Genomic DNA, 18,861 nt, shown 5'->3' with positions numbered 1-18,861 from the left:
TTCTTTTTAAAAATTCATGTTAAAACCAAAGTTAAACCTTTTTAATGTTGGATAGTCTCCTTTGGACTGTGCATCACTAGATGTATTAAATTCTCTATCATCTGGTAAGTTAGACCATAAAAACAAATTATTTCCATTCACAAAAAGTCTAAGTTGCTTAAGACCGATGCTTTTACAAAACTTACTCGACACATCATAAGAAACAGAAACCGCTTTTAATCTTGTTAATGATGCATCTAACCAAGTATCTCTTGGATTTGTTCCTCCAGGAGCATTCCATGCTGGTTGTGTATCTATGTTATTAGGAGTATCTACTGTCCAATAATTTAAATCTTGTGTAAAAATTAAAGCTGTTTGCTGTGTAAATGTACTATTACTAAATCTTCTAGAAGCATTTTGTGTACCATATAATTGAGCAGAAACACTCCAACCTTTATATTTTGCACCAAAAGTAGCACTCCAGTTTCTTTGTGGACGCTCTGGATAACCAAAAGGAGCATTGTCAAAGTTAGAATCATAAATACCATCGCCGTTAAAATCTACAACATCATAGTAACCAACACGTGTTTGCCCCTGATTTGTGATTTTTGGTGTAGACATATAAACATCATCCCAACTAGTTAATATACCCGCTGGTATTGCTGATCTAGATTGACCGATTGCATAGCCTGCATTTCGTTGGTATTCTGGAGAAAAAAGAGGATCTTCTCTAGCGATAACTAAATCTTTTGCTTGTGTAAAGTTTAGATTACCAAAAATATTTAAATCATTTGCAAAGGTATAATTAGCAGCAAGAACTACTTCAAAACCCCTTACTTCAACTATACCTGTATTAAAATCTGGAGCAGATTGTCCAAATAAATCTGGCACACTTCTATCTTCACCTGCAATTACAATATTATCACGATTCTCTGCAAAGTAATCTACTTCACCAGTTAATAAACCATTAAATAGAGAGAACTCGGCACCAACATTATATTTTACAGCTGTTTCCCATTGTAAATTTGGGTTACCAACACTAGCTTCTCTATACCATGTATAAGGAGATTTACCACCAGTATAATTACTTGGCACTAGATAAGCAGAGTTACCACTTGCCCACTGACTTATGTATTGAAACCTTCCATCAGAATTATCATCTCCAACAACACCATAAGAACCTCTAAACTTCAATTTAGACAACCAGTCAGAATTCTTTAAAAAAGATTCATTAGTTGGCGTCCAACCTAAAGCTATAGATGGAAAAAGATCGAAACGATATCCAGGGCCAAACTTCTCAGATCCGTTGTAAGCACCGTTTACATCAATAAAATACCTGTTATCATAATTATAAGTAACCCTACCTACCCAATCTTCTCTAAATCTTGGAAATTGACTACCGGTAGCAGTTTCTTGTCTTCTTATTAAGAATAACGCTGTTAAATTGTGTTTTTCTGCAATTGTTTTATCATAGTTTAATGAAACATCATAAACCATTTGTCTTGCTCTACCTGTACGACCACTTACATCATCTACTTCTGCAGCCCCTATACCCCAAGGATCTCTTACGTAATCAAAATCATTAACACCTACTGGGTTATCTGAACCAGGACCCGGAACACCATCAACAAAAACTCTGTAAAGAACTCCTCCATCATTAACAGATTGTTCAGTTCTCATATTATTATCTAATGAAAATCTACCTTTAAAAGATAATCCTTCTGCAATAAAATCTAACTTTTGTTTTAAGATAATATCTGTATTTACTTGATAGTTTCTAAAAGTATCATATCCTGTATTAGATAAACTTACCGCAGGATTTGTAAATATGAAAGCTGGGTTTATTGATTGTCCAAATATTCCGTCTGGATATACTGGAGTAAAAAGATTTGGAGCTATCTGATATATTCCGTTTGTAACAGTAGCTAAAGAACTAGGATTTTCTCTAATACCTAAATAACCAGATAAATTTACAGACAACTCTGTTGTACTTGTAATGTCAAAATCAATATTACTTCTATAGTTAAATCTCTCGTATTTATATGCACCTGCAGAACCTCTTCCGTCATTAAACTTAGCTCCATCAAAAATATCATTTACTGATTGATACGCTAAACTACCAAAATATTTTGCTGTTTTATTACCCCCTCTTACAGATAAATTAACTCTTAAATCTTGTGCGAAATCTTTTAAAATTTCATCTTCCCAATTAACATTAGGGTAAATATATCTTTCATCTACACTAGAAGGATTTCTATATTTATCTATTATTGCCATTGGCACATAATCTCCCCAAGAACCAGGGGTAAGAGATAACTCTCTAAGAATAGAACTATTGGCCTGCATAATTGCATCATATGAATCAAGTTTTTCAGGCAATTGCGAAACCGTTTTAATTGTAGAGTTTACGTTTAATGACAATTGAGCCTTCCCTGTTTGTCCTCTTTTGGTAGTAATTAAGATAACTCCATTTGCACCTTCAACACCAAAAACAGCTGTTGCAGAAGCATCTTTTAAAACAGAAAGGTTTTCAATATCATTCATATCAATATCAGACATCTGTCTTTTAACACCATCTACAAGAATAAGTGGTCCACCATCTCCATTCCAAGAACTTAATCCACGAATAAAAATTTTCATGTTAGACTCTCCAGGAGTACCACTACCTTGTATTGCTGTTACACCGGGTAAGTTACCCTGTAAAGCTTCTTCAACATTAGTAATACCTGCAGCTCTATCCATTAAATCTACACCCTTAACTTGTGTAATAGCCCCTACAACACTTTCTTTCTTTTGAGTACCATAACCAACAATAACTATTTCATCTAAACTTTCAGATTCTACCTCTAAAGTTACATCAATAATTGTCTTACCATTAACTGGCACCTCTAATCTTTTGTAACCTAAATAAGAAAATACAAGAGTCTTCTGACCTAATGTTAACTCAATAGAATAATTTCCATCAAAATCTGTAGAAGTTCCTCTGGTTGTTCCCTTTTGTAAAATACTTACACCTGGCAAAACATATCCTTCAAGGTCCTTTACAACACCAGAAATTTTTTCTTGCGCCTGTATATTAAAATTTGTAAAACCCGAGAACAAAAGGAAAAGCATAAGCAAAATTCCTAAGGATGGATTTCTTTTTTTTAAAATTTGTTTCATGTTTAAATTTTAGTTTTAAATAAAAATAATACTGTAATGTGACTTATAAAATGTTAAATTTTGTTAATTAAAGCAATTTTACAAACATTAGATAAATTCAGTATCCTGTACTGTACTGAAACCTCAACTATTTTAACCAAAAAGTATTATATTTTACCTAAGATGGTTAAATTAAAGATTTTTAAAAAATAATGTTATTATTTTTTAAAATTAAAATAATTAATTGCATTGTAATAACAAATGTCTTGTATAATTTTTCCAAGAAAATCAAGGTCATTGGGTATAAGACCATTTTTTACATCTTCTGCAATAAGGTTACATAATATTCTTCTAAAATACTCATGCCTTGTAAACGATAAAAAACTACGACTATCTGTTAGCATTCCTACAAAACGACTTAATAAACCCATACTAGAAAGTGCATTTAGTTGTTTTTCCATACCCTCTTTTTGGTCTAAAAACCACCAACCAGAGCCCCATTGCATTTTACCGGGCACACCACCTTGATTAAAGTTACCCATCATAGTGGCAAAAACTTCGTTTTGAGAAGGGTTTAAATTATAGGTAATTGTTTTGGCTAAACTGTTTTCTGAATCTAATTTATTGAACAATTTCGACATGTTTTCTGCATGATTGAAATCTCCTATAGAATCTACCCCAGCATCTAAACCAATTTGATCTAATAGTTTGCTATTATTATTTCTTAATGCCCCTAAATGAAACTGTTGAACCCAATTTTTGCTGTCGTACATTTTACACAAATTATACAAAATACAAGATGAAAACAACTTGGCTTCTTCTTTAGATAACTTACAATTAGCTAAGCGTTTTTTAAAAACTGCATCTGCTGCTTCTTGGGTAAAATCTTCAGAAAAAATTTGTTCTAAGCCGTAATCAGATATTCTACAGCCTAAGTCATTAAAAAAATCTATTCTATTTTGAATTGCCTTTAACAAATCTGCTAAATTTAAAATAGAAAATTGAACTTTAGCAGATAGTTTTTGAATGTAACTTATAAAGTTATTAGCTTCTATTAAGAGTAAATTATCTGGTCTAAATGTAGGCAGTACCTTTGTAAAAAAATCTTTTTCAGCTATAATTTTATGATACTCTAAACTATCAATAGGGTCATCTGTAGTACAAATAACCTCAACTTTCATTTGAGCTAATAATTGGGCAGGAGTTTTATGCTCTAAAATTGAATTTGTTTTTTCATAAATATCCTCCGCTGTCGATGGTTTTAAGATCTCATCAATATTAAAATAACGTTTTAGCTCTAAATGAGTCCAATGAAATAAAGGATTTCTAATTGTAAACGGTACAGTCTCTGCCCATTTTAAAAATTTATCTTTTTTTGAAGTTTCTTTGCCAGTAATAAAATTTTCATCGATACCATTTGCACGCATTCCGCGCCATTTATAATGATCTCCATTTAACCAAGCATCAGTAATATTTTTTATAGGCTTGTCTTCTGCAATCATTTGTGGTGATAAATGATTGTGATAATCTATAATTGGTAGGTCTTTTGCATATTTGCTATACAAAGTTTCTGCAATTTCTGATTGCAATAAAAAAGTGTCTGTAATAAAATGAGTTGTGTTCATAGAAAAACTATTTGATATTCATCAAATTATTTAAGTGTGTAATATTAGAAATTATTTTTACAACAAATCAAATTGTCTTGGTAACCACAGTGTTAATTCAGGAAAATAGGTAATCAACAGAAGCACACCTATCATCACTAAAAACAAAGGTAAAAGGGGTTTTATTACTTGCTGAATTTTTAAATCTGCAACGCTACAACCCACAAAAAGGACAGAACCAACGGGTGGTGTACACAAACCAATACATAAATTCATAATCATTATAATTCCAAAATGAATTGGATTCATACCTAATTCTGTTACAATTGGTAAAAATATTGGTGTAAAAATCAATACTGCAGGAGTCATATCCATAAAAACTCCAACAAACAATAATATTAAGTTAATGATAATTAAAATTACAATTGGATTATCACTAATAGATAATAATGTATTGCTAATTTCTTGTGGAATATTCTCATAACTCATTACCCAAGACATTGCAATAGAGGTAGAAACTAACAACAATACAATTGCAGATGTTTTTATGGTTTCTAACAAAATTGGAGAGATATCTTTTACTGAAATTTCTTTGTAAACAAAACCTAATACTAAGGTATAAATTACTGCAATTGCAGATGCTTCTGTAGCTGTAAAAATTCCGGCTACAATACCACCAATAACAACCACTAATAACATTAAACTAGGAAAAGCATCAATAAATCTTTTAAAAAATTCTTTAAAACCAACCATTTTATCTGTTGGATACTTTTTGATGATTGAATAAATTAGAGCAACGATCATTAACGCTAAACCAATTAATAAACCAGGTACATAACCCGCAATAAATAAAGCTGCTATAGAAACACCACCACTTGCTAAAGAATATACAATTAAAACATTACTTGGCGGTATAATTAAACCTGTGGTTGCACTTGTAATATTTACTGCCGCACTAAATGATTTGTCATATCCATCTTTTTCCATCATAGGATTCATAAATCCTCCAATAGCTGATGCTGCTGCAACTGCAGAACCAGAAATGGCACCAAACAACATACAAGATATTATATTTACAAAAGCTAATCCACCTGGTAACGGACCAACAATAGCCTTTGCAAAGTTTATAAGTCGAACAGCTATACCTCCTCTATTCATAATTTGTCCTGCCAAAATAAAAAACGGTATTGCAGATAAAGTAAAACTATCTAAAGAAGTTGCCATTCTTTGAGCCAATGTGGTAACACTTGGTAAAAAAGGCATGGCGCTTAATAGTGTAAATAAAGCCGCTAAACCAATAGCAAATGCAATAGGCACTCTTAAGGATAAGAAAATTAAAAAGCTAACTACTAAAATAAGGACTTCTACTAAATTCATAATTTATACTTTGTTTAATTTTCTTAGATTTAAAAGTGTGTCTATACTATAATAGCATATTAATATTCCAGAAATAGGAACTACCATATAAATAAAACCTAAAGGAATTTCTAGTGTAGCAGAGGTTTGCCCGAATTGAAAACTTAATTGAACCAATCTAAAGCCACCAATAATCATCACTGTAAATGCAAAAACTGCCACAGATATAAATACAATTCCGTTAAACAAGTTTTGTCTTTTTTTTACTAAATCTTCTGGAATTAAGTCGATCGCTAAATGTAAATTTTTGCCCGCTGCATATGCTGCACCTAATAGACCAACCCAAATTAATGAAAAACTAGAAACCTCATCTGTAATGGTACTTGGGTTTTTTAGTATAAATCTAGAAAACACTTGCCAAACCACACTTGCTAGCATTAACACTAAAATTAACAGTACTAATTTTTCTAAAATACTATCTATTCTTGCTCTCATTATTGCTTATTTTTTATGGATGTAATTAAGGCTTTCATTGCTAAATCATCTTTAAACATCTCTAAAATACCTTTGGTTTGTTCTTCGAAAGGTTTTTTCTCTGGATATAATACTTGTACACCTGCTTTTTTAACAGCCTCTAATGATGCTGTCTCTGAAGCTGCCCACAATTTTCGCTGAGCTATTGTACTTACTCTTACCGCTTTTTTTACCCATTCTTTTTGCTGGTCGTTTAAACGACTCCAGGTATCTGTACCAATTAACAAAACATCAGGTACAGAGGTATGCTCATCTAAAGAATAAAATTTACACACCTCATAATGCTTAGAGGTGTAAAAACTTGGCGGATTATTTTCTGCACCATCAACAACACCCTGTTGCAATGCTGTATACAATTCTCCCCAAGAAATTGGTGTTGGTGATCCTCCTAAATCATTTACCATGGCAACCGCCATATTACTTTTTTGAACTCTAATTTTTTTTCCTACTAAATCTAAAGGCGATTTTATAGGCGCTTCTTTCATGTAAAAACTTCTACTACCTGCATCATAAAAAGTAAGACCTCTTAACCTAAATTTTTCTCCTTTTAGTAGTAAACTTTCCCCAATTTCACTATCAAAAACACTAAATGTATGTGCTTTATCTCTAAACATATAAGGCACACTAAATACTTTATACTCCGGAATAAAATTTTCTAATACTGCCGCAGAAACTTTTGTAATATCTAAACTACCAATTTGCAACAATTCTAAACATTCTCTTTCTCCTCCTAATTGCCCACTCGGATATATGTTTAACTTTAATTTTCCTTCTGATTGTTTTTCTATTTCTTGCCCTAAGATTACCATAGCTTTATGCACAGGATGTTGTGTATCTAAAGCATGTCCTAATCGTAAAGTAGTAATTGATGACTCTGATTGACATCCAAAAACAAATACCGAAAGGGTTAGTACAAATAGGTATTGAAAAAAGTGAGGTTTCTTCATTTTTTATAGGTTAATTTATTTTTTAGTCACAATTAACGGACTATTTATTTTCTTAGAAAAATCGGTCAAATAATTTTCCCAATCTTGCTGATTATCGAACTGCTTACTCTTTACCCAACCGAAACCGCTATAAAAAACAACTTTACTATCTATTACATTTAAATGTAAAAAATGATTGCTTTCATCTTTTCTAGAAGTAACATATTTTTCTGAACCTGAAAAATAAGGTTTTGTAGTTACAATTCCTGTTCCTACCTCAGAATCATCTAGTGTTTCCCAATGACTAACCCAAAAATTAGGATCATTTTGGTTTGTAACACCTTTCTTATCATGTAAAGTAATGCCTGAAGAAATAGTTTCTGTCCCTTTTACATCAATCTCAAAACGTGTTAAATTCTGACCAAAATCTAAAGAAATATGTTTGGTTTCATCAATTCGTTTTCCTTTCGCATCCCATGTTTCATAAGTTAATACAAAACTAGTTCTTAAAGGCCCTGTTGTAATGGTTTTGTAAGATATAAAATTTCTAGAGAAGTAATAAGAAGTATCTACTTTTACAGCAGTGCCTCCAATACCACGACTTACCCCAACGTGAAAATTATCTAAACCTTCTCCGTGATCTTTATGGTATGCTCCTTTTTTTACATCATTTCTTTTGTACCAAGTATTTATGATAGGATATTCTACACGTTTTAACCAAGCATCAATTCCGCTAGATAAAGTACCTCCTTTTACACCATCTTCAACCATTTTCTGAGCAACAGGCCCAAAAGTTCTAAAGCCAACTTTATTATTTTCCCAAGTGTAATCATCTGTTCTTTCGGGTACAAAACGCGAATAACAATATGCAGTTACTGAGTCTTTCTTTTCTTTAGAAATTAACAATTTGTATGTGTTAATTGCGTTCGCTTTTATATTTGGCTGAAAAAGAACAACATCATTTTTCCCATCTAAATTTGTATCTACAACTTGAGAAATTATTGTATCATTGGCAGTTTCATTAAGAACGATAAATGAAAAACCTTTACCCAAATTAACATTAGAAATATCGATTTCAACAGTTTCAAATTCTCTATCAATGTTTAAATTATTTTTGACTTCAATTGTTGAAACTAATTCAACATTTTTACTGCAAGAGAATAAAAAAGATAGTGTTAAAAAAAGAAAGATTATTTTTTTCATTTACATATATATTTCAGACCCTTCAGGTTTTTAAGGCCTAAAGGGTCATTTTAATAATTACTTATTCTTCGTTAGAAGGTTTTCCTATAGTTGCCAAAATGCCTCCGTCTACATATAAAATATGTCCGTTCACAAAATCACTTGCTTTAGATGACAAGAAAACTGCAGCTCCGGCTAAATCATTTGGATCTCCCCATTTTTTTGCAGGTGTTCTATTCACAATAAAATCGTTAAAAGGATGTCCATCAACTCTTATAGGTGCTGTTTGTGAAGTTGCAAAATATCCTGGTCCAATTCCGTTAACCTGTACCCCAAAACGCGCCCATTCGGTAGCCATATTTTTGGTTAGCATCACCAAACCTCCTTTAGCAGCTGCATATGCACCAACAGTATTTCTACCCAATTCGCTCATCATAGAACAAATATTGATAATTTTACCAGCCTTACGTTCCATCATTCCTTTAATAACGTGTTTAGAAACAATAAAAGGGCTTACCAAGTCAATATCAATCACTTGTTTAAAATCTGCTACTTCCATTTCTGCAAGTGGTGTTCTTTTTATAATTCCAGCATTATTTACTAAAATGTCAATTTTGCCAACTTCTGCTTCTATTTTATTGATAGCAGTAATCACTTGAGCTTCATCAGCAACATTAAATTTATAACCTACAGCATTAATTCCTGCCTCTTTATACAAAGCAACTGCTTTATCTATTTTTTCTTGTGATGAATTTCCATTTACCACAATAGTAGCACCAGCTTTCCCTAAACCCATTGCCATAGACATGCCTAAACCATGTGTAGAACCAGTTACTAAAGCTACTTTACCTGTAATATCAAATAATGTTTGAGACATAATTATTATCTTAAATCTGTAATTTTTGCAACATCCATGTCGTTATAGTCTAAATTTTCACCAGCCATACCCCAAATAAACGTATAGTTTGAGGTACCTGAACCAGAGTGAATAGACCAAGGTGGAGAAATTACAGCTTCATCATTTTGCATCCAGATATGACGTGTTTCTTGAGGCTCTCCCATAAAATGACATACTGCTTGTTCTTGTGGAATATCTAAATAATAGTAAATTTCCATTCTTCTGTCATGAACATGTGCAGGCATTGTATTCCATACAGAACCTGTTTTTAATTCTGTCATTCCCATTTGCAATTGACAGGTAGTTACAATACCTCCAATAATCATTTGGTTAACGGTTCTATGGTTTGCAGTCTCTAAACTACCTAATTCAATTTTATTTGCTTCTGCTTTAGTAACTTGTTTTGTTGGATAAGAAGTATGTGCCGGTGCAGAATTCATATAAAATTTTGCAGGATTCTTGGCATCATCACTCTTAAAAACAACCTCTTTTACACCTTTCCCTAAATACAAGGCATCTTTGTGTAACATTTTGTAATTTTTACCATCTGCAATAATAGTCCCTGTTCCACCCGCATTGATAACACCTAATTCTCTTCTATCTAAAAAGTTTTCAGATTTTAAAGGATCTATTGTTTCTAAAGTTAATGCTTCTGATGTTGGCACAGCTCCACCTGCCATATACCTATCATAGTGAGTATACACAAACTTTATGCTTCCTGGTTGCATTAAATCTGGAATCAAAAACTCGTCTCTTAATTCTTGTGTATCGTATTTTTTTACTGCTTGCGGACTTGAAGCATATCTTGTTTCGAAAGTTGTTGCCATTTTACTTGTTTTTGATTTTGTCAACTTTAGCAAAGTCAAGAGGTTTTTAGTTCTCGACTGCGCTCGAACTGACATTTATTATTATTTTATATTGATCGTCTAATTCCTAGTTCTAAACCACGTAATTCTGCTAAGCCTCTTAGGCGTCCTATACCAGAATAACCAGGATTCGTTTTTTTCTTTAAATCATCTAACATTTTATGACCATGATCGGGTCTAAAAGGCATTCTAACATCTTTTCTGCCAGCTGCAATTCTTTTTTGCTGCTCTAAAACCAATGCTTTTAGCACACCAAACATGTCTACATCGCCATCTAAATGATCTGCTTCATGAAAATTACCTTCTGCATCTCTTTTAGTAGCGCGTAAATGAATAAAGTGAATTCGATCCCCTAAACGTGAAACCATTCCTACCAAATCATTGTCTGCTCTTACACCAAAAGAACCTGTACAGAAAGTTAATCCGTTGTTCGGAGATTTTACAGCAGTATATAAATCTACAATATCTTGTTCTGTAGAAACTACTCTTGGCAATCCTAAAATAGGAAATGGAGGGTCATCTGGATGAATACACATTAACACACCCGCTTGTTCTGCTGCAGGTATAATTTCTTGTAAAAATGAAAATAAATTTGCTTTTAATTCTTTTGGACCAATTTCTTTGTAAGTCGCTAAAATAGCATTAAACTCTTTTAAGCTATAGCCTTCTTCTGCACCTGGTAAACCGGCAATAATATTTCTAATTAATTTTTTTTGCTCTTCTTCTGATGAATTCTTTATAAACTCAGCAGCTTTTTGTTTCTGCAAGTCAGAATAGTCATTTTCTGCACCTGGCCTTTTTAACAAATACAACTCAAAAGCAGCAAAAGCAGCTGCCTCAAATCTTAGTGCTGTAGAATTATCTGCAACTTCATAATCTAAATTAGTACGTGTCCAATCTAAAACAGGCATAAAGTTGTAACAAACAATATCAATCCCACATTTTCCTAAATTGAGTAATGTTTGCTTATAATTTTCATAATACTTTTTATAGTCGCCAGATTTGGTTTTAATATTTTCGTGAATAGGCACCGACTCTACTACAGACCAAGTTAAACCGACATTTTCTATAATATCTTTTCTCTTTTGAATTTCTTCAATTGTCCAAACTTCTCCATTTTTAATGTGGTGCAATGCAGATACAATTCCTGTTGCGCCTGATTGTTTTATATCTGATAAAGAAACCGGATCGTTAGGCCCATACCATCGCCAAGTTTGTTCTAAATTTTGTTTCATATATTATTTTTTTTAAACACCACTATATGCAGCAAATCCACCATCAATAGGCATTACAATTCCGGTAACAAATGCAGATGCATCATCACATAAAAATTTTGTAGCGCTAATTAAATCATCTGGAGTACCATAACGCCCCATAGGTGTTTGGTCTATAATTTGTTGTCCTCTTTGTGTTAAACTTCCATCTTCATTTGTTAACAAAGCACGGTTTTGATCTGTTAAGAAAAATCCTGGGGCTAATGCGTTTACACGAATACCTACTTTAGAAAAATGTACAGCCAACCATTGTGTAAAATTAGAAATGGCCGCTTTTGCACCACTGTATGCTGGTATTTTTGTTAACGGAGTAAATGCATTCATAGAAGATATATTTAAAATTGAACATCCTTCACGTCCAACCATATCTGTAGCAAAAACTTGTGTAGGAATTAAGGTTCCTAAAAAATTTAAATTAAAAGTAAATTCTACTCCTTTAGGGTCTAAATCGAAAAAAGTTTTAAAGCCTTCTGCTGTATTTTTTAAGTCTTCAATTGCAAAAAAAGGATTAGAAGTAGTTCCTAAAGGATGGTTACCTCCCGCTCCGTTTACAAGAACATCTACTTTACCCAAAGCATCATTTACTATTTGCTTTGCCTTTTCTAAAGAATCTTTTTCTAAAACATTGGCTGCAACACCTATTGCTACTCCGCCTTCATCTTTAATTTCTTGTGCAATTTTGTTTGCCGCTTCTTCTCTAAGATCTAGAACTGCTATTCTATTACCTTGCTTTGCTAATGCTTTTGCCATTGTGCTGCAAAGCACGCCTCCTGCACCTGTTAATACGATTGTTTTACTCATTTTTTTTGTTGAAAGTTTAAAAAAGTAAATATAAATTAGTTTTATTAATTTAATGTCCTGTACTATCTTGTTTTTGTATTTATTTTAATGAAACAAACTGAGTAGAAATAGTTTTATTAATTCAAAAACACATTTATCAAGTGTATAAATGTAATATCTAAAATTTCTAGCTAAAGTTGAAACTCAACACTTTTATCATCTATAACACAACATTCGCTATTGAGTTATCCAAATCTTCACAAATACTATTAAAAGAAAAATTTTACATCAGAAAAAACAAGTAGTAAGTGCTAGTTGGTATTTATTATATTTGTAAAGTTAATTTCTTTCAAAAAAAAAGCAACAAAAATTAAATATAAAATTACATGTTTTAAAGTTAATACTGCTAAGTGAAGCCCAATATAGACAGCAAATTACCATTATTAAATTAACAAAAAAACAAATTATTTTTCTGGAAATACGATATAAATGGCATTTAATAAATTAAAAAATGTAGAATTATTACAAGATGTTTAAAATAAATACTATTGTTAAAAAAGAGCACTCTTTTTTAGAAATGAAAAACACAAAAGAAACTGCAAAAGCAAAAATTTCTTTAGATGAAGGAGGACGATTGATGGACCTACAATTTGACGGTATTTCTATAATTAAAGAACAACCTTCTTTAATATATGGAGACACATACGCATCTTCAATTTTGTTTCCGTTTGCTAATAGAATTAAAAACGGACTGTACACTTTTAAAGGCAAAGAATATAAATTTAACTGTAACGAAAACGGCAGAAACAATGCTTTGCATGGGTTGGTTTTTAATAAAAAATTCGAACTGATAAAACATGAATTAAATACTAATTATTGCTCAGTTACTTTATCATATCAAGAGAAAAAAAAGTCTATCGGTTTCCCTTTTTACTACAAAATCTATGTAACATACACATTGAAAGAAAAAAGTATTGGTGTTTCTATAAAAATAAAAAACTTAGACAGCAGCTCGTTTCCGTTTACTTTGGGTTGGCATCCTTATTTTGAAAGTAGTAATCTATATAGTAGTTTTTTAAATTTTGATAGTTCTGAAAAAATAGCGTTTGATGAAAATTTAATTACAACCGGTTTTACTAAATTTAACTTAGAAAACTCTCTTCAAATAAAAGACAGTCAATTAGACGACTCTTATGTTTTGAATAGTAATTTAATCGAATTTACAACACCTTTATATAGCTTGAAATTAGATTCTGATACAAAAGAAAATTTTTTACAAATTTATACTCCAAAAAATAGAAAAAAAATTGCCATTGAACCTATGACAGGTATTTGTGATAGTTTCAATAATAAAAAAGGCTTACAGATATTACATGCTAATGAAGAGTTTACGGCAAATTGGAATGTTACTTTTTCTAAAAAAGCCCAACTAAATGAATAAAAAGCTCGTTAAAGAAGTTAAAAAAAGTTTTAAAAGCCATTTTAAAACCAAACCACTCATTATTTTTTCTCCAGGCAGAATTAATTTAATTGGCGAACATACCGATTATAATGAAGGTCTTGTTTTTCCTGCAGCCATTAACAAAGGAATCGTCTTTGCAATTCAAAAAAACAACTCAAAAAAAAGCAACATATATGCATTAAATAAAGAAGAAATGCATAAATTTAGCTTAAATGCTATTACCCCTTTTAAAAAAGCAAGTTGGCAAAATTATATTTTAGGAGTGGTTGCCGAAATTCAAAAAAAAGGAATTGTTTTAGAAAACTTTAATGCTGTTTTTGCAGGAAATATTCCAAGTGGCGCCGGCATGTCTTCTTCTGCTGCTCTAGAAAATAGTGTTGTTTTTGGTTTAAATTCTTTATTTGAACTAGGTTTCTCTAAAAAAGAAATGATTTTAATATCACAAAATGCAGAACATAATTATGCAGGAGTAAAATGCGGAATCATGGATCAATATGCAAGTATGTTTGGTAAAAAACAAAGTGCTTTGTTGTTAGATTGTAGAACGATTAAATCGAACACTTTTAAAATTGATTTTAAAGATTATAAGTTATTATTAATTAATACAAATGTAAAACATGAGTTGTCTGAGAGCGCATATAACGATAGAAGAGAAGTTTGCGAAAAAGTATCTCGTCTTTTAAAAATTAATGCTTTAAGAGATGCCACCAAAGCAGATCTCGATTTTATAAAAAGCAATATTTCTGAGGAAGATTATCAGAAATGTTTGTATATAATTCAAGAAAATGAACGTGTACACTTATTTTCTAAAGCAATTAAAGACAATAATAATGCTGCTTTGGGTAAATATTTATACCAATCTCATAATGGTTTAAGCAAGCAATATAAAGTAAGTTGTAAAGAGTTAGATTTTTTAGTTGATAGCACCAAAGAAAATCCAAATATTTTAGGAGCAAGAATGATGGGTGGTGGTTTTGGCGGATGTACAATTAACTTGATTTTAAAAAGTGAAGTTAAAAAATTCAAAAAAGAAATTTCTAAGTTATACCAAAAAGAGTTTAATAAAGAATGTTCTATATACAGTGTAAAATTATCTAAAGGAACAAGAAAGGTTTAGTTTTATCAGTAGTCAATAAAAGTAACAAGCAAAATAATAACTGCATATGTTTTTTAAAAGCTGAGAGTTCTAGAAAAAATTAAAACAATGAACACAAATTTACAAGATTATTCACATAAGAGATTTAATATATTAACCTCAGAATGGGTCTTAGTTTCTCCTCATAGAGCTAAACGTCCTTGGCAAGGACAAAACGAAACTGTTTCTAAAGAAATAAGACCAACACACGACCCTAACTGTTATTTGTGCGCAAATAATAAGAGAATGAACGGAGAAATAAACCCTGACTATAAGGATGTTTTTGTTTTTACCAATGATTTTGCAGCACTTCAAAAAGAATCTCCTACTTTTAACCTAAACGACGGATTGTTAAAAGCAGAAAGTGAAACAGGTATTTGTAAAGTAATTTGTTTTAGTCCAGATCATTCTAAAAGTTTGGCAGATATGTCTGTTATTGAAATTACTAAAGTTATTAGCATTTGGCAAAAAGAATATAAATTACTAGGCGCAATTGACAATGTAAATAATGTGCAAATATTCGAAAACAAAGGAACTGTAATGGGTTGTAGCAATCCACATCCTCATGGTCAAATATGGAGTCAATCTTCGATACCTAATGAAGTTCAAAAAAAAGACCGTCAACAAAAAGCATACTTCAATAAAAATAAAAAGAGTCTTTTAGGCGATTATTTAACACAAGAATTAGAAGCTAAAGAAAGAATTATCTTTGAAAATGATTACTTTTTAGTGTTAACTCCTTTTTGGGCAATTTGGCCTTTTGAAGTAATGATTGCTCCTAAAAAAAAGCACAAAGATATTACACAACTTTCGGATAAAGAAAGTATCGCTTATGCAGAATGTATTTCTGTAATTACAAAAGCATATGATGCCTTGTTTGAGTGTTCTTTTCCTTATTCTTCAGGCATTCATCAAGCACCAACAAACAAAGAAGACAATAACCATTGGCATTTTCATATGAGTTTTTACCCTCCTTTACTAAGAAGTGCTTCCGTAAAGAAATTTATGGTAGGTTATGAAATGTTTGGAACACCACAAAGAGATATTACTGCAGAGTTGGCTGCAAAAAGACTGAAAGATATTATAGAAAACTCAAATTTTAAAGACTCATAATATTTTACATTTAAACTAAATACTTTGGTATTTTTGAATGAAAATGGTAGAATAGGAAGATTATGGGAAACTTTAATTTTAATAGAAAAATATCCGATCTTCGAGTTTTTGCCTTTTGAAACTCTAATTAGTAAAGACCAAGAAAAATATTACAAATCTTTGGCTGAAAGTGATAAATCGGGAAAGTCTACTAAGTTTATTGAATAAATGCTAAATGTTATTGATATTTCTATTAGTGAATTATTGAACTTTAATAATCGAACCTTAAACGAAAAAGATAGACTAGAATAATATGTTTCATTAAATATAAATGAATTTTCAAGAAAAGATTATATGGATATTTTTAAAGACATTTCTTCAGCGACAGCAAGTAGAGATTTAAAGAAAGGTGCTGAATTAGATTTATTTGAAAAAATAGGAGAAAAAAATAAGACAATCTATCGTTTAAAATAACTGGGCACAATAACGTGTATAATTAATTGCTTGGTTCTTGCCTACTTGCGAAAATCCTAGCGGATTTTCTATTCGGTTTTTATTTGCTAAATTAGGTGCTTAAACCACGTAACGAAATCACTCACAAACATGTAGTTAATAATTGAAAAAATGATGAATATAAAAGAAAAGTTTATTGTAATTATATTATTAGTAGTTATTTTCCAGAGTTGTATTACTAACAAATATTTAAGTTCAGCAACCCCTATAAATGAAGTTTTGAACATAGAATACTTTGAACCATATTCTTATATTCAATTAATAAAAAAAGGAAATAAACCTGAATTGAATGATAGTTTATCTTTGGAAGATAAAAGAATAATTGACTCGGTAATTTATTCTAATAAAAGTTTGTATAAAATCAAAAACAAAATTATCATTGAGAATAATTCCATTAATGAAAAAGTGGAAAACGAATTATCTTTCTTAATTCAGTAAGCGATGGAAAAAAGGAAATTAAAAGGAATTAAAATAACTCCTATAATTGATTCAATTAAAGGGTTTTCTTTTGCAATCGTTAATGAAAATGGTTTGGTTTATAAAAATGGTTTGGGCTTTTCTGATTTATATACAACCAAAATTTACTCAGCAAAAACAATTCAGCAAATAACTTCAATTTCAAAAAATTTAATAGGTATTTCACTAATAAAAACTGAAGAATTAAGCTATTTAAGTTTTAAAGACCCAATAAATATTTTTTTACCTCTTAGAATTACAAATCCTAAATATAAAAACAAAGAAATTTTTATCTAGGCAAAACATTTGATAGCTTCATACATACAAATAAAGCTGCAAAAAATATAATTAATTTATATAACGAAACAAAAATTACATATACCTTTACACTAAAAATACCATATTTGAGTATAAATAATCAAACTAGTTCAATTTTAACTTTTAGCAATGTTTAAGAACTAGAAAGTTTGGATAGGTAATTAATGAAAAGACTTTACAACTTAGACTACCTTAGAGGAGTAGCAGCTTTTGGAATCATGATATACCATTATTTGTCATGGATACTTGGGCGTTTTACAGCTGACACTTTTTTTGGTCGTTTCGGTATCTATGGAGTTTCTATATTTTATATTTTAAGTGGATTAACTTTATTTTATGTGTATTACGATAAAATGACCCCATTAAAAAATGATCTCACAACCTTTTTCAAAAAGCGAGTATTTAGAATTTTTCCATTACTTTGGCTTACAACGATTACAGCAATAATATTAAATAAAAAAATACCCAACTTATCGAATTTATTTCTTAACCTATCAGGTTTATTCGGTTTTATCAAGTGGGAAACATATTTCTCAGCTGGTGTTTGGTCTATTGGCAACGAACTAGTCTTTTATGTTTTCTTACCGATTTTTATTCTTCTTCACAAAGCACACAAACCTATTTTTGTTATTCTAAATATTATTCTATTTTCATTTTATCTATATTTTGCATTTATCAAACTCAACCCAGAATTGACATTAACCGAACAATGGACAGATTATGTAAATCCACTAAATCAAGTTTTTCTTTTTCTTAGTGGTTTTCTAATAGGACTATTATTTCGAAATTCTAAAGTAAACAACTTAATTGCATTTTTTTTACTTTTTATTGGGCTTAATCTTTTATTTTTTTTACCAGCGAAAAAGAACGTAATTAATCTAGTAACAGGAATAAATCGATTGTTTTTTACTTTTAGTTGTCTATTAATTTGTTTTGGTTTTTATAAATTAACTTTTAAACTACCTAATTTTATCCATAAACCTCTAGCTCTATTGGGTAAAGCGAGTTATTCTATCTACTTACTTCACCCAATAGTATATATTATTATTATAAGAGTCAGAAATCACACTTTTGACTTCCCTATATTAATTCTACTAATCCTATCAATTTCATTAACTCTAATTGTAAGTTATTTTACCTACGAATACTTTGAGAAATATTTTATTAAATTAGGAAAAAAATAAAGACAGTAGCTAGCAGCTCATAAGAAAATAAAGGTTATATAAGTTCGAAAAGGAGATGTATTTAGATATTGTTTACAACAAACACTTTACACACGATAAAATCAAACTTAAAAACAACAAATTTATCATTTGATAATATTAAATTAAATATTTAAAATATT

Annotated in this window: 17 protein-coding genes; 7 read left to right on the top strand and 10 right to left on the bottom strand. The window is 30.6% G+C overall.

Annotated features, from left to right (window positions below; genetic code table 11):
- Positions 1-6: 6 nt before the first annotated feature.
- The 10 genes from Q0678_RS09850 to Q0678_RS09805 all read right to left on the bottom strand — a co-directional run bounded on the left by Q0678_RS09850 (position 7) and on the right by Q0678_RS09805 (position 12,561).
- The gene (locus Q0678_RS09850) at positions 7-3,141 is read right to left on the bottom strand and encodes a TonB-dependent receptor (RefSeq protein ID WP_299057286.1); all 3,135 of its coding nucleotides are present in this window, start codon (positions 3,139-3,141) and stop codon (positions 7-9) included.
- A gap of 197 nt (positions 3,142-3,338) precedes the next feature.
- Complete coding sequence (gene uxaC / locus Q0678_RS09845) at positions 3,339-4,745, bottom strand: glucuronate isomerase (protein WP_299057283.1); 1,407 nt, start codon at positions 4,743-4,745, stop codon at positions 3,339-3,341.
- Positions 4,746-4,802: 57 nt separating this feature from the next.
- Complete coding sequence (locus Q0678_RS09840; RefSeq protein WP_299057280.1) at positions 4,803-6,101, bottom strand: TRAP transporter large permease; 1,299 nt, start codon at positions 6,099-6,101, stop codon at positions 4,803-4,805.
- Positions 6,102-6,104: 3 nt separating this feature from the next.
- Positions 6,105-6,575, bottom strand: coding sequence for a TRAP transporter small permease (locus tag Q0678_RS09835; RefSeq protein ID WP_299057275.1), 471 nt, complete (start codon positions 6,573-6,575; stop codon positions 6,105-6,107).
- Complete coding sequence (locus tag Q0678_RS09830; protein ID WP_299057272.1) at positions 6,575-7,561, bottom strand: TRAP transporter substrate-binding protein; 987 nt, start codon at positions 7,559-7,561, stop codon at positions 6,575-6,577. Before Q0678_RS09830 ends, Q0678_RS09835 begins: the two co-directional genes overlap by 1 nt.
- Before the next feature lie 15 nt (positions 7,562-7,576).
- Positions 7,577-8,743 carry a DUF4861 family protein gene (locus Q0678_RS09825; RefSeq protein ID WP_299057269.1) on the bottom strand — a complete coding sequence of 389 codons (1,167 nt, stop codon included), beginning with the start codon at positions 8,741-8,743 and terminating at the stop codon, positions 7,577-7,579.
- Between the two features lie 61 nt (positions 8,744-8,804).
- Positions 8,805-9,599, bottom strand: a complete 795-nt coding sequence (locus Q0678_RS09820; RefSeq protein WP_299057266.1) for a gluconate 5-dehydrogenase — start codon at positions 9,597-9,599, stop codon at positions 8,805-8,807.
- A gap of 5 nt (positions 9,600-9,604) precedes the next feature.
- Entirely contained in the window at positions 9,605-10,447 is an 843-nt protein-coding gene (gene kduI, locus Q0678_RS09815; RefSeq protein WP_299057264.1) for a 5-dehydro-4-deoxy-D-glucuronate isomerase, read from the bottom strand.
- A gap of 86 nt (positions 10,448-10,533) precedes the next feature.
- A complete protein-coding gene (gene uxuA, locus Q0678_RS09810) occupies positions 10,534-11,721 on the bottom strand; it encodes a mannonate dehydratase (protein ID WP_299057261.1) in 1,188 nt (395 codons plus the stop codon).
- A 12-nt stretch (positions 11,722-11,733) separates the two neighbouring features.
- Positions 11,734-12,561, bottom strand: coding sequence for an SDR family oxidoreductase (locus Q0678_RS09805; RefSeq protein ID WP_299057258.1), 828 nt, complete (start codon positions 12,559-12,561; stop codon positions 11,734-11,736).
- A gap of 508 nt (positions 12,562-13,069) precedes the next feature.
- On the opposite strand from Q0678_RS09805, the gene Q0678_RS09800 reads away from it, so the two are divergent.
- From Q0678_RS09800 to Q0678_RS09770, 7 genes are all read left to right on the top strand, one after another.
- Positions 13,070-13,981 carry an aldose 1-epimerase gene (locus tag Q0678_RS09800; RefSeq protein ID WP_299057255.1) on the top strand — a complete coding sequence of 304 codons (912 nt, stop codon included), beginning with the start codon at positions 13,070-13,072 and terminating at the stop codon, positions 13,979-13,981.
- Positions 13,974-15,119, top strand: a complete 1,146-nt coding sequence (galK, locus tag Q0678_RS09795) for a galactokinase (protein ID WP_299057252.1) — start codon at positions 13,974-13,976, stop codon at positions 15,117-15,119. Before Q0678_RS09800 ends, galK begins: the two co-directional genes overlap by 8 nt.
- A gap of 87 nt (positions 15,120-15,206) precedes the next feature.
- Positions 15,207-16,250 (top strand): UDP-glucose--hexose-1-phosphate uridylyltransferase, encoded by a 1,044-nt coding sequence (locus Q0678_RS09790; RefSeq protein WP_299057249.1) that lies wholly within the window; start codon positions 15,207-15,209, stop codon positions 16,248-16,250.
- A gap of 24 nt (positions 16,251-16,274) precedes the next feature.
- A complete protein-coding gene (locus Q0678_RS09785; protein WP_299057246.1) occupies positions 16,275-16,457 on the top strand; it encodes a hypothetical protein in 183 nt (60 codons plus the stop codon).
- A gap of 396 nt (positions 16,458-16,853) precedes the next feature.
- The gene (locus Q0678_RS09780; RefSeq protein ID WP_299057243.1) at positions 16,854-17,180 is read left to right on the top strand and encodes a hypothetical protein; all 327 of its coding nucleotides are present in this window, start codon (positions 16,854-16,856) and stop codon (positions 17,178-17,180) included.
- 3 nt (positions 17,181-17,183) lie between these two features.
- Entirely contained in the window at positions 17,184-17,495 is a 312-nt protein-coding gene (locus tag Q0678_RS09775; protein WP_299057240.1) for a serine hydrolase, read from the top strand.
- Between the two features lie 185 nt (positions 17,496-17,680).
- On the top strand, positions 17,681-18,700 hold the full coding sequence (locus Q0678_RS09770) for an acyltransferase (RefSeq protein WP_299057237.1): 1,020 nt from the start codon (positions 17,681-17,683) through the stop codon (positions 18,698-18,700).
- Positions 18,701-18,861: the final 161 nt, after the last annotated feature.

The sequence above is a fragment of the uncultured Polaribacter sp. genome (genome assembly GCF_947497125.1).
In the GTDB taxonomy this organism is placed as follows: Bacteria; Bacteroidota; Bacteroidia; order Flavobacteriales; family Flavobacteriaceae; genus Polaribacter.
This window is presented reverse-complemented; position numbering and strand designations above follow the sequence as displayed.

Excerpts from the sequence above, each read along its gene's own strand:
- Q0678_RS09850 (WP_299057286.1), bottom strand. The coding sequence starts at position 3,141 with ATGAAACAAATTTTAAAAAAAAGAAATCCATCCTTAGGAATTTTGCTT.
- uxaC (WP_299057283.1), bottom strand. The coding sequence starts at position 4,745 with ATGAACACAACTCATTTTATTACAGACACTTTTTTATTGCAATCAGAA.
- Q0678_RS09840 (WP_299057280.1), bottom strand. The coding sequence starts at position 6,101 with ATGAATTTAGTAGAAGTCCTTATTTTAGTAGTTAGCTTTTTAATTTTC.
- Q0678_RS09835 (WP_299057275.1), bottom strand. The coding sequence starts at position 6,575 with ATGAGAGCAAGAATAGATAGTATTTTAGAAAAATTAGTACTGTTAATT.
- Q0678_RS09830 (WP_299057272.1), bottom strand. The coding sequence starts at position 7,561 with ATGAAGAAACCTCACTTTTTTCAATACCTATTTGTACTAACCCTTTCG.
- Q0678_RS09825 (WP_299057269.1), bottom strand. The coding sequence starts at position 8,743 with ATGAAAAAAATAATCTTTCTTTTTTTAACACTATCTTTTTTATTCTCT.
- Q0678_RS09820 (WP_299057266.1), bottom strand. The coding sequence starts at position 9,599 with ATGTCTCAAACATTATTTGATATTACAGGTAAAGTAGCTTTAGTAACT.
- kduI (WP_299057264.1), bottom strand. The coding sequence starts at position 10,447 with ATGGCAACAACTTTCGAAACAAGATATGCTTCAAGTCCGCAAGCAGTA.
- uxuA (WP_299057261.1), bottom strand. The coding sequence starts at position 11,721 with ATGAAACAAAATTTAGAACAAACTTGGCGATGGTATGGGCCTAACGAT.
- Q0678_RS09805 (WP_299057258.1), bottom strand. The coding sequence starts at position 12,561 with ATGAGTAAAACAATCGTATTAACAGGTGCAGGAGGCGTGCTTTGCAGC.
- Q0678_RS09800 (WP_299057255.1), top strand. The coding sequence starts at position 13,070 with ATGTTTAAAATAAATACTATTGTTAAAAAAGAGCACTCTTTTTTAGAA.
- galK (WP_299057252.1), top strand. The coding sequence starts at position 13,974 with ATGAATAAAAAGCTCGTTAAAGAAGTTAAAAAAAGTTTTAAAAGCCAT.
- Q0678_RS09790 (WP_299057249.1), top strand. The coding sequence starts at position 15,207 with ATGAACACAAATTTACAAGATTATTCACATAAGAGATTTAATATATTA.
- Q0678_RS09780 (WP_299057243.1), top strand. The coding sequence starts at position 16,854 with ATGATGAATATAAAAGAAAAGTTTATTGTAATTATATTATTAGTAGTT.
- Q0678_RS09775 (WP_299057240.1), top strand. The coding sequence starts at position 17,184 with ATGGAAAAAAGGAAATTAAAAGGAATTAAAATAACTCCTATAATTGAT.
- Q0678_RS09770 (WP_299057237.1), top strand. The coding sequence starts at position 17,681 with ATGAAAAGACTTTACAACTTAGACTACCTTAGAGGAGTAGCAGCTTTT.